9 protein-coding genes and 1 pseudogene are annotated in these 16977 nt (G+C 39.6%); 6 read left to right on the top strand and 4 right to left on the bottom strand.

Going from position 1 to position 16977, the window contains the following annotated elements; genetic code table 11:
• Positions 1-90 precede the first annotated feature (90 nt).
• Complete coding sequence (locus tag VIH09_RS11350) at positions 91-2007, top strand: propionyl-CoA synthetase (protein ID WP_331581026.1); 1917 nt, start codon at positions 91-93, stop codon at positions 2005-2007.
• A gap of 11 nt (positions 2008-2018) precedes the next feature.
• Positions 2019-3926, top strand: coding sequence for an acetate--CoA ligase (gene acs, locus VIH09_RS11345; RefSeq protein WP_331581024.1), 1908 nt, complete (start codon positions 2019-2021; stop codon positions 3924-3926).
• A gap of 118 nt (positions 3927-4044) precedes the next feature.
• Here acs and VIH09_RS11340 read toward each other — a convergent pair whose 3' ends face one another.
• From VIH09_RS11340 to VIH09_RS11325, 4 genes are all read right to left on the bottom strand, one after another.
• Positions 4045-6903: an alpha-amylase family glycosyl hydrolase gene (locus VIH09_RS11340; protein ID WP_331581022.1), complete on the bottom strand. Its 2859-nt coding sequence runs from the start codon at positions 6901-6903 to the stop codon at positions 4045-4047.
• Positions 6904-6964: 61 nt separating this feature from the next.
• Positions 6965-8110: a SusE domain-containing protein gene (locus VIH09_RS11335; protein ID WP_331581020.1), complete on the bottom strand. Its 1146-nt coding sequence runs from the start codon at positions 8108-8110 to the stop codon at positions 6965-6967.
• Positions 8111-8131: 21 nt separating this feature from the next.
• On the bottom strand, positions 8132-9736 hold the full coding sequence (locus VIH09_RS11330) for a RagB/SusD family nutrient uptake outer membrane protein (RefSeq protein ID WP_331581018.1): 1605 nt from the start codon (positions 9734-9736) through the stop codon (positions 8132-8134).
• Positions 9737-9753: 17 nt separating this feature from the next.
• Positions 9754-12693, bottom strand: coding sequence for a SusC/RagA family TonB-linked outer membrane protein (locus VIH09_RS11325; RefSeq protein ID WP_331581016.1), 2940 nt, complete (start codon positions 12691-12693; stop codon positions 9754-9756).
• Positions 12694-12919: 226 nt separating this feature from the next.
• Here VIH09_RS11325 and VIH09_RS11320 point away from each other — a divergent pair, with 226 nt between their 5' ends.
• The 4 genes and pseudogenes from VIH09_RS11320 to VIH09_RS11305 all read left to right on the top strand — a co-directional run.
• Positions 12920-13945, top strand: a complete 1026-nt coding sequence (locus tag VIH09_RS11320; RefSeq protein ID WP_331581014.1) for a LacI family DNA-binding transcriptional regulator — start codon at positions 12920-12922, stop codon at positions 13943-13945.
• A gap of 325 nt (positions 13946-14270) precedes the next feature.
• On the top strand, positions 14271-15800 hold the full coding sequence (locus VIH09_RS11315; RefSeq protein WP_331581012.1) for an MFS transporter: 1530 nt from the start codon (positions 14271-14273) through the stop codon (positions 15798-15800).
• A complete protein-coding gene (gene pgmB / locus VIH09_RS11310) occupies positions 15793-16458 on the top strand; it encodes a beta-phosphoglucomutase (protein WP_331581010.1) in 666 nt (221 codons plus the stop codon). The genes VIH09_RS11315 and pgmB overlap by 8 nt, the downstream gene beginning before the upstream one ends.
• Positions 16459-16537: 79 nt before the next feature.
• Positions 16538-16977, top strand: a pseudogene (locus VIH09_RS11305) (glycoside hydrolase family 65 protein); the annotation flags it as partial.

Below are 16977 nucleotides of genomic sequence, written 5' to 3'. Positions count from 1 at the left end.
GCTGATTTATATGTCGTCAAGCCTTTTTCCTTAAAAAAACTAGTGGACCAAGTACAAAACTTAATTCAATAATTTAGAATTTTCAAAATCATGAATTACAAAGATTTTTATGCCGAAAGTATTAAGCAACCCGAAAAATTTTGGGCTGAACAAGCAGACACAATTGATTGGTATAAAAAACCGAAAATAATTTTATCGGAAGATGAAAACGGATACCCACTTTGGTACAAAGACGGGGAATTAAACATCTGCTATTTAGCATTGGACAAACATATCCAGGATGGTTATGGAGATCAGGTCGCCATAATTTATGATTCGCCCGTAACGCAAACCGTAAAAAAATACACTTTTTCAGAAGTTAAAACTGAAGTGGCCAAACTTGCCGGGGGCATGCAATCTTTGGGACTAAAAAAAGGGGACACAGCCGTAATTTATATGCCAATGATTCCGCAGGCTGCCTTTGCGATGCTCGCTTGTGCCAGAATTGGGGTGACCCATTCGGTTGTTTTTGGCGGATTTGCGCCTCATGAATTGGCGATCAGGATTGACGACTGCAAACCCCGACTGATTATCACCGCCTCTTCCGGAATCGAGGTTGACCGTTTGATCACTTATAAACCATTGGTGGATGAAGCGATTGCACTGGCATCACACAGACCGAAAAAAGTGATTGTTTTCAGCAGGAAATTGGGTGCACGGGTTCCGTTTAAAAAATATGATGTCGATTATGATGCTTTGGTTTATGGTTCTGAGGAAGCCCCGTGTGTTCTGGTGAATACGACACATCCTTTGTATATCCTTTACACTTCAGGAACAACCGGAAAACCAAAAGGAGTAGTGCGGGATACCGGCGGTTGTGCCGTGGCCTTAAAATTTTCCATGCAACACATTTATAACGTAAAAGAAGATGAAGTTTTCTGGGCAGCCTCGGATGTAGGCTGGGTTGTTGGTCATAGTTTTATTGTTTACGGTCCTTTAATCAATAGAAACGCCACCATTATATTTGAAGGAAAACCGATAAAGACTCCTGATGCGAGCACGTTCTGGAGAGTTATTGACGAGCACAAAGTGAATGCGATGTTCACGGCTCCAACTGCCATTCGCGCCATCAAAAAGGAAGACCCTAACGGAGATTTCATAAAAAAATGCGATTTAAGCTCCTTGAAAACGCAGTTTCTTGCCGGAGAGCGTTGCGACATTGCCACATTAGAATGGTATTCAGAACACATTCCCGTTCCCGCAATAGACCATTGGTGGCAAACAGAATCGGGCTGGCCCATGATTGCCAACATGATGGGGGTTGAACAGTTGCCAGTAAAGCCAGGTTCCGTAGGCAAAGCGGTTTGCGGCTATGACATTAAAATATTTGACGAAGCAGGAACGGAAGTTGGTGCAGGCGAACAAGGATATGTGGTAATCAAATTGCCGCTGCCTCCCGGAACTTTGCTCGATTTATGGAATGACAACCCTAGATTCAAAGCCGGCTATTTGGAGCAGTTCCCTGGATATTATTTCTCCGGTGACGGTGGATATAAGGATGAGGAGGATTACATTTTCATTACCGGCAGGGTTGATGACGTAATCAACGTCGCGGGACACCGTCTTTCGACTTCAGAAATGGAAGAAATTGTATCTTCCCATCAATCGGTTGCCGAGTGCGCCGTAATCGGTATAAACGATGCGTTGAAAGGACAAGTTCCCTTGGCCTTGGTGGTCACCAAATTAAATGATCCCATCGAGCATTTTCAGTTGGAACAGGAAATCATAAAATTGGTACGGCAACAAATTGGCGCGGTTGCTTCGCTAAGAAATGTAGTCATAGTGGAGCGTCTGCCCAAAACGCGTTCGGGAAAGACCCTCAGAAAATTAATGCGCAGTATTGCCGATGGCGATGATTACCAAATTCCGTCAACTATTGATGATGAAGCTATCGTTGAAGAAATCGCTTCCGCATTGGAAAAATATGAAATTGGCACTTATAACAAAAACAACACTAACTCTATTTAAATCATAAAAACATGAGCCGTTATAAAATAAATAATCTGGAAGAATACTTTAAAGAATACAAAAAATCAGTTCGCGAGCCCAAAAAATTCTGGGACAAAATAGCGTCCGAAAACTTCACTTGGTACCAGGAATGGGACAAGGTAGTCGACTTTAACATGGCTGAAGCCGATATAAAGTGGTTTGTCGATGCAAAAGTGAACATCACCAAGAACTGCATTGACAGGCATCTCGCAAAAAAAGGAGACAAAACGGCTATCATTTTTGAGCCAAATGACCCAAGCGAAGAAGCTTTGCACATTTCCTATACTGAACTGCATCAACGTGTTTGCAAAATGGCAAACGTATTGCGCGATCAGGGCGTACAAAAAGGGGATCGTGTCTGCATTTATTTGCCCATGATTCCGGAACTGGCTATTACCACTCTGGCTTGCGCCAGAATTGGGGCCATCCATTCTGTCGTTTTTGCGGGTTTTTCTGCCTCGGCGGTAGCCACCAGAATAAATGACAGCGATTGCAAGATGGTAATCACATCGGATGGCGGATACCGTGGAAACAAAACTATCGATTTAAAAAGTATTGTTGACGAAGCCTTAGTAAACACTCCTTGCGTCGAAAAAGTACTGGTCGTAAAAAGAACCAATACCTACATAAACATGAAGGAGGGGCGTGACCAATGGTTGCAGCCTCTCTTAGAAGACGCGCTAGACAATAATGTGGCTGAAATCATGGATGCCGAAGACCCGTTGTTCATCCTTTACACTTCAGGTTCAACCGGAAAACCAAAAGGAATGGTGCATACCACGGCAGGCTACATGGTTTACACCGCCTATACGTTCAAAAATGTGTTCAGCTATGAAGAAAACGACATCTTTTGGTGTACTGCCGACATCGGTTGGATAACAGGGCATTCGTACATCTTATATGGTCCGTTACTGAACGGGGCCACAACCGTGATTTTTGAAGGGGTTCCTTCCTATCCTGATTTCAGCCGTTTTTGGGAAATCATCGTTAAGCATAAAGTAACCCAATTCTATACCGCACCGACCGCCATTCGCGCGTTGGCCAAAGAAAGTTTGGATTACGTCCAAAAATACGAGTTGGACACCTTAAAAGTAATCGGTTCTGTTGGTGAACCTATAAATGAAGAGGCTTGGCACTGGTATAATGACCATGTTGGTGGCAAGCATTGCCCGGTGGTTGACACCTGGTGGCAAACGGAAACGGGCGGTATCATGATCTCTCCAATTCCTTTTGTAACCCCCACAAAACCAACTTATGCCACCCTGCCCTTACCCGGTATTCAACCGGTTTTGATGGATGAAAAACGAAATGAAATAGACGGCAATCAAGTGGTAGGTGCCTTGTGCATTAAATATCCTTGGCCTGGAATTGCCCGAACCATTTGGGGCGACCATAAAAGATACAAAGAGACCTATTTTTCTGCCTTTCCAGGCAAATATTTCACCGGCGATGGCGCCTTACGTGATGAGGTGGGTTATTACCGAATTACAGGACGAGTGGACGATGTGGTCATCGTTTCCGGCCATAATCTGGGAACCGCTCCTATCGAAGATGCCATAAATGAACATCCGGCGGTAGCTGAGTCGGCAATTGTAGGATTCCCTCATGACATTAAAGGAAATGCTTTGTATGGCTTCGTTATTTTGAAAGAAAGCGGGGAATACAGAGACAGGGAAAATCTTAGTAAAGAGATCAACCAACAAGTTTCTAACCAAATTGGACCCATTGCCAAATTAGACAAGATACAGTTTGTCTCCGGTTTACCGAAAACGCGCTCCGGAAAAATCATGCGTAGAATACTTCGCAAAATAGCCGAGGGGGATTATTCTAATTTTGGGGATACCTCAACATTATTGAATCCGGAAATCGTAGACGAAATCAGAGACGGCAAAATTTAATTTTAGTTTTTAGTTGTAGTTGAAAGCTGCTTCCTCAGGGAAGCAGCTTTTTTCATATAAAAAAGCTGTCCTTACCAGGGACAGCTTTTTCAGAAATAAACAAAATAAACAAAACAAACTACTTTTTGACGAACTTCATCAGCTGAACTTCTCCATTATCATTATATGCTTTTACGATATACATTCCGTTACTTAAATCACTTACACTGTATTGAAAAGATGCAGTCTGATTCCCATTGAAACTCTTCAATAATTGTCCGATCATAGAGAAAATTTGGACTTTAGATGCTTCCATATTTACAGTGAAATAATTAGTTGCAGGATTTGGATACAAATAGATTCCGTCCTGTTTCTCAAAATTGGCTATTGCCAAAGAAGCAACCTTATTCCCGTAGATTCTGAATTCTCCTGGTTGTAAAGTAATTGCGGCCGATGTACTGATTACATTGATAGACGTATTATCCATCAAATTGTACCACGTTCCAGTATACGGAAATCCCGAAGGAACGTTCTGTGGTATGACATTAAAATTAGCTACAATCAACACATCTTTCAGTTGGGTTGATGCTAACCCACTGTTCGTAATTTTAATATTCGGAAATAACGAGCTGGAATTATTGATTGTTACGGTTCCTGAAAACACAGGTTCCATTGTTTTCATAGTAATCATTTTCGCCCAATCATCGTAAATTTTGCTTCTGTTGGCATCCCCAAGCCAATTGCTGGTCCATTGCGGTTGTGGTTTGGTGTCCAGTTTACAATCCCCAGAAATGGCATCCGAAGAGGTGTTTACCGAACCGTTGTTGCAAGAAAAAATGGATAAATTCCAACCGAGCTCTCCAAACTGCCAAATCATTTTTGGTCCTGGAACCAACAAAGAAACAGCTCCCAAAGCTGACATTCTGGACAACGCAACGTTCAATGTTCTTACATTATGGTCAGCAGTTGTATTGTTTCCAGATTGTAAATTATTATACATCAGGCGCTCCTCGTCATGACTCTCAGCATATCCCATCAATCGGTGAGCAGTAAATCCTCGGCTTGACGAACTCATTCTTGAAATATTACCTGCATACCCTTTTGTAAGGTTGTTATAATCATGAGTCATAATTCCCCACATCATCACTCCTTTACTTGGCGTTTCATTCAATCTGTAATTAGCCCATTGTTGCTCTTCATCATTACCACCTAAATGTTCGAAAATAACGTAATGATTGGGATCTAAACTCCAAGAATAATCTGCATATTTTTTCAATACATCTACTCTATCTTGTTGTTTGCTACCCGTACAGTTTTCTTGACCACCTGCTACGTTCGCTGGGCAATTTTGCGTGAACCCTTTGGTTAAATCCCAACGGAAACCATCAATTTTATATTCTTCAACCCATTGTTTAATGACACGTTGCACATAGTTTTGTGTTCTTGGCTGTTGGTGATTAAAATCTTCGCCAACACTATAACTGTGCATTGCTGTTGTATTAAAATAAGGATTTTCTGTTGAAGGAGGACCCCATCCATCGCCGTCAGGATCATTCATCCACATACGAAGCATTGGATTTCTTCCAAAAGCATGATTTAATGCAACATCAAGAATAACGGCAATTCCGTTCTGATGGCACAGATCAATAAACTCTTTTAATTTATCTGAAGTACCGTAGAATTTATCCAATGCCATGTGAAAAGAGGTGTTGTATCCCCAACTTTCATTCCCTTCATATTCCATTACAGGCATTAACTCAATCGCATTTATTTTCAAGTTTTTGAAATAATCAATTTTATTAATTAAGTCCTGATAGCTTCTGTTGGCGTCAAAATCACGCACTAACAATTCATAAACAACCAGTTTTTCTTTCTCTGGTTTAATAAAGTTAGTGGTTGCGGCACTCCAAGCATATGGAGTCTGGCCCGTTTGCAATACCGTCACTTCCCGTTGTTGACCTGCAGGATATGCAGGCAAATCTGGATAGGAGACTGCTGGAATATAAGGGTCATCGTCTGGCGACAATACCAAAGTGGAATAGGGATCAGCCGTTTTTACCATGGAAGGTGTTCCCGCTATTGGTGTTGCATCAACTACCCAATATTGGTACGTATAATTTGTACCCGATGTCAACCCGGTTAATTCCAGCCAAAATTTGCCCGAGCTCGGGTCTTTTTTCATGGCATATGTCGAATTCGGCTGCCAGCCGTTGAAACTCCCGGCTACATAAACAAAATCCTTTAACGGAGCGTCTAAAACCAAGATGGCTTTAGAAACATCGGCTGAATTATAATTGATACCGTCCAATAATCCCGAAGACATTGCTGCCGAGATTGTCCCTGGGTTAAGAAGCACACTGAACCTTTTACTAACTGTAGTTGTGCCTTGAGTAACGACAAGTTCATAATTTTGATTGGCCGTTATATTCGTGTGGTTAAAACTGTAATTCGAAGTGCCGGCAATTGCGTTAATACTAATACCATTAGCTTTTAAATTGTAACTCGCATTCCCTCCCGTGTTATTTGCCGCAATACTTAGATTTCCCCCTGATGCAATGATCGTTGAACTGTTTTCTGCTGGTGAAGTCAGACTAACTTGAAAAGCGCCGACATTGAAAAAAGTATCTGCAGTCTGCACATTCCCGGCAGCATTTCTTAATACCACACAAATTTCGGTGATTGAACTCGAAGTTGGGACACCAAAATAAGTATATAAATCGGGAGTTAAATCCAGTTTATAGGTCGTCCCAGAAACCAAAGTTAATGCCGGTTGTGTTGTATTGTTTCCCCAAGTTCCCCTCACGTTTGACCATCTTGTCCCATTAACGGTCAAGCCAATATGTGCATATATCGTACCCGTATATGCAGCTAGTGGCGTACCCGTTTTGTTAAAATTAAGCGTAACGACACCACTTGCAATTGCAGGTGATGGAGTAGTGGTAAATTGAGCAAACCCAAAAGATGATATTAGTAAAAATAATAAGGTAATTTTTTTCATAACATTTATTTATAAAAAAAGGGCCATCCATAAGATAGCCCTTTCAATTTTAAAAAAATTATTAGTTTAATGTGATCGTTTTAGCAACGGTATCAATTTTGAAAAGTCTAACTGCAGTTGGTCCAGTATACTTAAAATTACTGTCTCCATCTCCTGCATTTTCTAATTCTGGTGATATAGTGTATCCTGCAGCAACGTAAAAAGGGAAATTATTACTAGAACCCCAGTTCCCATCATCTGTTCCATCATTGCCTAAAAACACCCTGAACGCTTCTCCTGAAGTTAATGTAACAGGCACTTCGTAAATACCATTATTTATCAAACCTAATTCTGTTTCATTTTCACCAGACCAAGACCAACCACCTGGAGTCGCCGCTCCTACTAACCAAAAAGAACTTGCAGCTGTCTCCCCTTGCACTACTGTGATAGTTTTTGAGTTTTCATCAATCTTTACACGATGAATTCCCGGAGTTCCCGTAAACTTAAAGTTTGAATCACCGTCAAGCGCATTTTCTAAATTTGAACTTATTTTATAACCTCCGTCAACATACCATGGGTAGTTTCTGCCGGAACCCCAATCATCTTTTGTTGTAAAAAATCTAAATGTGTCATTTATTAAGTCTGCAGAAGAAACTAAAACATTGTCATTACACACCAAAGTTAAAGGCGTACTCCAACCCCAACCTGCAGATACAATCCCAGCGCCCACAGCATATTGATTTGGACAATTATTTGCTACAGCAGGAGCATAAGCATTAACCAAAATAGTCAATGGAATTGTTGAAATCATTGTTTCCGCACCTGATAGGCTTGAAACCACTTTTACATCAAAAGAACTAGCCTCTCCTGTAATTGCCCCTAAAGAAAGAACAGCATCGTTTAAAGTTTTTACACTAACTTCAAGTTGTGTGGCACCAGCAGTACCGCCTAATTCGATTGCATTCGTAAAGTCACCATCTTTTACATCAATCATCAGTTTATATCCTATCTCTACATCTCCGCCATATGTTGCAGCGGACCAAACAAAGCGTTCGGCAACATTATTTGCATTCTCTTCCACTAAAGTGTATAATTTATCATTTTCTGGTGCAACTAATTCAGGAGTGTCTATTCCTTGAATTACTGGTCTGTCTTGCACATCTTCTACGCTACAAGACAAAGCAAGTATAGCATATAAAGCAACTATTGATTTAGTTATAATTTTCATTTTTATCGAGTTTTAATATTATTAATATCCAGGGTTTTGTTGTAATTTACTATTTGATGACAGGGCATTTGCAGGAATAGGGAATAAATCTCTGAAAGATTGTGTTGGCGCTCCACCAGAAACACCACCTTTCCAAGGCCATAAATAAATACCACCCGTGAATTTTCCGAAACGAATCAAATCCGTTCTTCTGTGTCCTTCCCAGTGTAGTTCTCTAGCTCTCTCGTCCAAAATGAAATCTAAGCCTGTGGCATCCGCGGTAAGAGTCGGAACTGTTGCTGCATTTGCTCTCGTTCTTAAATCGTTCACATATGTCGTGGCTGTTCCAAGATTCCCTCCCTCGCCTCTTACTGCGCATTCTGCATACATTAAATATGCATCTGCCAAACGGAAAATAGGAAAATCAGAGTCAGAGAAATTCCCTGCTTTATCTGAACCTTGAACTCCATCCACGGTTACGTTTCTAAATTTTTGAACTGCATATCCGTCGGTGAAAGTACCTATGTTTGTGATTTCTTTGCTTTGACCATCCGTGTAGAATTGTCCGCGAGTGTCCGTTGTGTTTGCGTCAAATTTATCCACAAATGCAGATGTGGTTCTGATACCTGCCCAACCTCCATTGATTCCAAATTCAGCCGCTGGCATACTTCCACCTACCGGAGCATGCGTCAAGAAAGTCGTTCCGCCATAGGTTTGTGTATGAAGTCCATCAAACGCAATAGTGAAAATGAATTCGTTTTGGGCTCCATTTCTATCATTGTCGGCAAAAAATAATTGGTTGTAATTGGTATGCAATGTACGACCTGATTCATTAATCACTTTAGTGAGTAAATCAGAAGCCGCTGCATATTTATTCGTATTCACATACACTTGTGAGTTCATATACAATTTAGCTTGAAGCATCCAGGCTGCGGCTCTGTCTACACGATAAGCTACATTTGTTTTTGGGTCTTTCAATAGAGGCGTAATTGCAGTCAATTCTTCATCAACAAATTTGTACAATTCCGCTCTAGTGGCGTAATCCGGGTAAAAGAAAGTGGTTGGAGAATCTTCTTCCACCTTCGAACCACCCCCAAAAGTATCGATCAAATGCCAGTATGTCATCGCTCTCAGGAAACGAGCCTCAGCTCTATAAGTGGCGATTTCCGCTTTTAAAGCAGCATCTACTCCTCTAGCGGCCAATTTATCATCGGTAGTTTGTCTTAAAAACTCATTGCAGTTCACTATTTGAAAAGAAAAACGCGCAAATGTAGCTGTTATAAAACGGTCTAATGAGGTCCACTTTTGTGCATGAAGGTCTTTGATTGTTCCGTCATTCCAAGCAATAACCGCCTCATCAGTAGTTAATTCTTGCATTAACCAAAACCCTCTAATGTATTGGCTTTCCCCTTCATCTATTCCTGAAATATCTGGTGTTCCTGAAGGGCCTGATTGTCCAGAAGTGGCAAATCCTGCATATAATTTAGCCAAATTTTGTTTATAGGATTCAGGAGTGCTAAAAAATTGCTCTCCAGGAATAGCATTGGTGCTTTCTGGTGCTTGGTCTAAATCGTTTGTACACGAAGGAAATAACATCCCCAACAGTAACAAAGAAATTCCCAATAATTTTATTTGTGTCTTTTTCATTTTTCTTGTTATTTGCATTAGAAATTAACGTTTAAACCTAACGTGAAAGTAATTGGTCTTGGGTATAAGTTATTATCAATACCACCTGAAATTTCAGGATCTAATCCGCTATAATCCGTAATCAACAATACGTTTTGAGCCGCTAAAGTCAATTTAACTAAAGAAGTTGAATTTGGTTTTTGATTAAAAGTATAACCCACGCTTACATTGTCCAATCGCACGAATGAAGCGTCTTGAATATAATAGTCTGATTCGTATCTTTTTGAATCTTGCGAAGCAAATCCTGTTTCTAAAACATTAGCAACACCATTAGACAAATCAGTATCTCTCAACAAAATGTTCTGGAAAGATCCATTATTAGAATCAACATTGTTATAGTTAAAATTACCCCATGAACCTCTCCAGTTCATAGCCATGTCAAAGTTTTTGTAGGTCACGCTTGTATTGAAACCGTAAAAAACATCGGCAGCAGGCTTGTGAAAACGATATTTATCCTGTTCGTTTACAATTCCGTCTTTATTTCTGTCGATAAATACTCCGTCAATTGGTTTCGCGTCAGCACCGTATGCTTGCTCGTAAACATAAAACGAACTTGGAGAATAACCTACCTGATGATTTTGGATAGTATTTCCCGTTGCACCGGCATAACCACCTACATTAATACCAGGAGTATTGTCCTGTGTTGTAGTCAATTTAGTGATTTTTGAATCTTGGAAGGTAACGTTTCCGCCTACTCTCCATTCCACATCATTTGTACGAACCGGTATTACTTCAGCAGATAACTCAATTCCTTTATTCTCAATTGTTCCAATGTTATAATTGTCATAATTTGAGAATCCAAAGAAAGATGGGTTTTGAGTGTACAACAATAAATCCTTAGTAGTTCTTCTGTATAAATCAACAGTACCATTGATTCTATTGTTAGCGAATCCGTAATCCAAACCTACATTCTCAGTAGTTGTCTCTTCCCACTTCAAATTACTGTTGTAAGGTTGTGGTCTGTAGGTATTGTAAAACGTATCCCCAAATTGATACTGAGCAGTACTGTTTGAGATCAAGTACAATGGAATAGACGGATAACTAACACCAATATCCTGTTGTCCTGTAATACCCCATCCACCTCTAAGCTTCAAAGTAGAGATGCCGGTAACATCTTTTAAGAAATTTTCTTCATTTAATTTCCATGCGACAGCAACAGCAGGGAAATCAGCCCAACGATTTGTCTCAGTAAATCTGGAGGTTCCATCACGTCTGTAAGACAATGTCAATAAATATTTGTCAGCAATAGAAATGTTAGTTCTTGCGAAAAAAGACTGAAGATTTACACGAGAAGGAACTGGCACCCCTTCAACGGTAACATCATTTTCAAAATTATATGAAGAACCATTATTATTATCTCTGAAATCTTGATAAGAATACCCAGCTGTAAGATCTAACTGCGTATCGATAGACTCTATTTTTTTATTGTAGTTCAAATACAAATCCATCAACTTATTAAATCTTGAACCTGTATTCTCATAAGTATTGTTAAACCCAGAACCAGCAACTCCATTTAAATAGTTAGCATCAGTGTTTCCATAAGACCTACCGCTTAACTGATCATAACCAAAATTAGCCACTGCTTTCAGTTCCGGCAAGAAATGCATCTTGTATTCCGTTTGAATATTTCCAATACTTCTGTAAGAAGTTCCAAAGTTATTTTGTTGCTCAATTAATGATACTGGATTTCTACCCGCCAATTGATTAATTTCCGTTGGTGATTTGTACCATTGAAAATAAGTTCCATCATCATTTTTAACCGGTTGAGTTGGATCAAAAGAGATTGCCGACCCAATAGCCCCACGGTTACTGTAATTACTTTTTATCAACGAAGTATTGTTGTTCAATTCAATTTTCAAATGATTGTCCAAGAAGTTTCCTGTTACACCTGCAGAAAGCGTAGTTCTTTCCATATTATCTCTTTTCAAGATACCGTTCAAATTAGCATATCCTACGGATGCTCTGTATACCACGTTATCCTGACCTCCACTTAAAGAAACGTTATGGTCCGTACCAATTGCCGTTCTATAAATTTCATTCTGCCAGTCAGTATCAGCCGGTCCAACTAAAGCTTGTTGAGCAGCAGTACCGTTAGCAGTTATAAAATCTCTAAATTGTGTAGGTGTCAAAGCATCAACTTTATCAACAATTTCAGAAACCTGAAGGTTTGCATTGTAATTGATCTGCATATCACCGGCTTTTCCTTTTTTGGTTGTAATGATAATTACACCGTTAGAGGCACGAGATCCGTAAATCGCTGTTGCCGAAGCATCTTTCAATACGGCAATAGATTCAATATTGTTTTGATTGATTGTCGATAATGGATTTCTTCCTCCATTAATACCACCCGCCGCAACTGGAACACCGTCAATAACATATAGAGGGTCATTGTTAGCAGACAAAGAAGAACCGCTTCTGATTCTAATGGTAGCGCCTTCACCTGGAGAACCACCTCCATTAATGATTTGTAAACCAGCCACTTTTCCTTGAATCATCTGATCGGCAGAAGTTACCGGCCCTTTGTTAAAATCTTTTGTTGTCAATATTGTCACTGCCCCAGTGGCATCTTTCTTCTTCACAGTACCGTAACCTACTTGTATAACAATCTCTTTAAGTTGATTTGCATCTTCTCCTAAAGAAACAGTTACCGATTGTTGTCCGTTGTAGTTAATAACCGAATCTTTGTATCCAATAAAAGAAAAAACGACATTATCCCCTTTCTTTACATTCGACAATTGGAATTTCCCGTCAAAATCTGTCGAAACGCCATTTGTTGTTCCCTGTACATTTACATTTACTCCTGGAATTGGCTGCCCCGATACATTATCAAGAACAGTCCCCCTAAGAGTATTCTGAGCCAGAATACTAAAAGGCAGTAGCAGTAATAAAAATAACAACTTTTTATAAATTGTTTTCATACTTTTTGTTTAAATTAATTTGTTTTTAGTGAATTTTACTCTTACTTCGAATGTTAAATTTATGTAAATATTAACGTCCCCGACAAACACACTTCTTAATTGAGTTACGAAAACGTAATAGTGTTGAAAACTTTCTTGTTTCTGTAAATTTTTAAGGGATAAATTGCCATAAGTAAAAACAAATTCTATCTTTATTACGAAAATAATTTTTACCAATATTACAATTATGAAAAGGAAAGTAACGCTTAAACAAATCGCCAAAGAACTTGATGTTTCCATTTCAACAGTATCAAAATCGCTCCGAAACAGTTCAGAAATCGGCGAGGAAACTAGGCTGAAAGTTCAGGCGTTTGCCAAATTCTACAATTACAAACCAAACAATATCGCCCTTAGTTTAAAGAACCGAAAAACAAAAACAATCGGGATCATTATCCCGGAAATCGTGCACTACTTTTTCTCCACTGTCATCAATGGAATCGAGCAGGTTGCCAATGAAAACGGATATAGCGTCATCATTTGCCTGTCAGACGACTCCTTTGACAAAGAGGTGCTTAACATGGAAATGCTGGCAAATGGCAGTATCGACGGTTTCATCATGTCACTATCAAAAGAAACGCAGTTCAAACGCGATTTCCATCATATTACAGAGGTCATAGATCAAGGAATGCCCGTGGTGATGTTTGACAGGGTAACCAATGAAATCCTGTGCGACAAGGTAATAATTGACGACAAACAAGCCGCCTATGAAGCTGTACAAAGCCTAATTGACAAAGGGAAAAAGAAAATCGCACTCGTCACCACCGTTGATTATGTAAGCGTGGGCAAACTCCGAACCGATGGCTACATAAAAGCATTACTGGACAACGACATCCCTTTTGACGAAAATCTAATCATCAAAATCGAGGACGTTGACACTTGCGAAATAATAATCGGAAAATTGCTCGAAGACAAGGCCATCGATGCCGTTTTTGCGGTAAACGAACTTTTTGCGGTGACCATAATCAAAACCGCCAACAGAATAGGACTGAATGTGCCGAAAGATCTGGCCGTAATAGCCTTCACCGATGGGATCATTTCAAAATATTCCACTCCCACTATCACCACAGTGAGTCAAAGCGGAATAAAAATGGGGAATAAAGCCGCAAAAATGCTGATTGACCGCTTGGAATCAGAACACGAGGACGAAGAGGAAGAAAATTATACAACTGAAGTGATTGAAACTCATTTGATCGAAAGGGAGTCCACAAATTAATCCCTTTGCGTCCCTTTCCAATAATTAGTGTTAAGACCGGTTTTTGGCCGGTAATTTAAAACTTAAAATAAGATATTGTTTACTAAATAATATCGACAGCGGCCATTGAACACTAAAAAATGCAACCGCTAATACTGATAATACTGTACTTAATTCATTACTACAACCTTGTAGTAAAAAATGTTTCCCATTATTTGTTTCCAAAAATAAAAACTGTGAAATAAATTTTTATATTTACCCTATCAAAACTTTTACTTTTACTTCGAAAAACAAGTAGGTTTTGATAAGCATAGCGCTTATCGTATTAATTTTTTAAATTACGATAATGGAAAAGCGTAAATTAAGTTTCTGGCAAATTTGGAACATGAGTTTCGGATTTCTGGGGATTCAAATGGGTTTTGCCTTGCAGAACTCGAATGTCAGCAGGATTTTTCAAACATTAGGCGCTAATATCGACGACATCCCCATTTTATGGGTTGCCGCCCCTATGACCGGTTTGATTATTCAACCAATTATTGGCTATTTTTCCGATAGGACCTGGACAAAATTAGGCCGAAGAAAACCTTATTTTTTGGCTGGTGCCATTTTAGCTTCGGCAGCCCTTTTTGCAATGCCAAATTCTCCGGTGCTATGGATTGCCGCCGGAATGCTTTGGATTATGGATGCTTCCATCAACGTTTCAATGGAACCGTTTCGCGCTTTCGTTGGAGATAACCTTCCGGAAAAACAGCGCACGATGGGATTTGCCATGCAAAGTTTTTTCATCGGTATTGGAGCCTATTTTGCGTCAAAGCTGCCCTTGATCTTTACTCATTTAGGGGTCGAAAACACAGCTCCTCTTGGCATCATTCCCGATTCGGTGAAGTACTCGTTTTATTTTGGCGGAATTGTATTTATCGCAACTGTGCTTTGGACGGTTATAACTTCAAAAGAATATTCTCCCGAAGAACTGGCCGCTTTTGAAAAACACAAAAAAGACACTTATATAAAAGAAGAACATTCCGCAGATTGGTTTGCATCTAATGCAAAGTCACATTTGACAAAGGGATTCCTCTTTTTACTTGTTAGCGTCTTATTTTCTTTCGCCATCTATCATTTTGATTTAAAGAAAGATTTATACGTCTTGTCTCTCGGACTTATCGGTTTGGGCGGATTGGCAATGCTGATTTCCGGATTAATGCAGAAAGCAAACAATACCGAAAATGGATTCGTAACTATTATGAATGATTTTCAGTTTATGCCAAAAATCATGAAACAATTGGCTTGGGTACAGTTCTTTTCTTGGTTCGCGCTTTTTTCGATGTGGATTTACACCACTCTTGCTGTTACCCAACATATTTACGGTACGACAGACACCACATCTGAGGCTTATAATACCGGTGCAAATCAAGTAGGTGAAATGTTTGCCAATTACAATCTGATTGCAGCGATCGCCTCTTTTTTACTGCCGCTATTAGCAAAATATACCAGCCGAAAATTCACCCATTTTGCCGCGCTAGTTTGTGGAGGACTTGGCCTTATATCCGTTTATTTCATAAGCGAACCAACGGTATTCACCATGGAATGGCTTCCTATGATTGGTGTTGGAATCGCCTGGGCAAGTATTTTATCAATTCCTTATGCCATGCTGTCCGGCTCACTGCCGTCTGACAAAATGGGATATTATATGGGAGTTTTCAACTTCTTTATAGTAATTCCACAACTGGTAGCCGCATCGATTTTAGGATTTTTAGTTTCTAAATTTTTTGACAATGAACCTATATATGCACTTTTGATTGGTGGCGCATCAATGATTCTAGCCGGAATTATTGCGCTTACCATTAATGACGAATCAAAAATTATAATAAATGACTAAAAAAGCATTCATCTTCGACCTCGACGGAGTAATAGTAGATACTGCCAGATACCATTATTTAGCCTGGCAAAAAATAGCAAAAGAGCTAAACATAAATTTCACGCTGGAACACAATGAACTTCTAAAAGGGGTAAGCCGCGTGCGTTCCCTTGACATCATTTTAGAATTAGGAAACGTAGAAGCTTCGCAGGAAGACAAAAACAAATGGCTGATTCAAAAAAATGAGGAATACCTATCCTATTTAGTGGACATGGATCAAAGCGAAATTTTACCTGGAGTTATACCGGTCTTGAAATACCTGAAAGAAAAAAACCAAGCTATCGCTTTGGGGTCGGCAAGTAAAAATGCAAGACCCATCTTGGAGAAAACCGGTATCATCTATTATTTCGATGTTATCGTTGATGGAAACGACGTAACCAATGCAAAACCGGATCCTGAGGTTTTCTTGATTGCCGCTAAACTATTAGGAGCAAAACCGGAAGACGCCATCGTTTTTGAAGATTCTGTTGCGGGAGTGCAAGCGGCCAATATCGGAAATATGACAAGCATCGGAATTGGCGAAGAAAAAACACTTCATGAAGCAAAATATATTTTTGAAGATTTCACCCACATCGACCTGAGTTTCATTGAAGGATTAATAAATAAAAAGGCAGAATAAAAAGAAACAAGAATCAAGAGGTTTAACATCTTCAAACCTCCGAACCTTAGGCTTTTTAAACTTTAAACAAAAGAAAAGAATGAACCAAGATTATATAAAACCAGACAATTGGTCCATCATTGAAGAGGGATTTGATGCAGAGAGCGTAAAGTCCTCCGAAAGTCTATTTAGCATCGGAAACGGCGCTATGGGACAGCGTGCGAACTTTGAAGAAAACTACACCGGAAAAACTTTTCAAGGAAGTTATATTGCAGGAATCTATTACCCGGACAAAACTAAAGTGGGTTGGTGGAAAAATGGATACCCTGAATATTTCGCAAAAGTTTTAAATGCACCAAACTGGATTGGGATTGACATTGAAATTAACGGGGAGAATTTTGACCTGAATTCTTGTGCTGAAGTGACAGACTTCCGTCGTGAATTGAACATGAAAGAAGGCTGGTACAGCCGTTCTTTTAAAGCGAAACTAAAAAATGGAACAGAAATCGCGGTTAATGTTATCCGTTTCCTTTCGATAAC

Source organism: Flavobacterium sp., assembly GCF_036515215.1.
Lineage (GTDB): Bacteria > Bacteroidota > Bacteroidia > Flavobacteriales > Flavobacteriaceae > Flavobacterium.
This window is presented reverse-complemented; position numbering and strand designations above follow the sequence as displayed.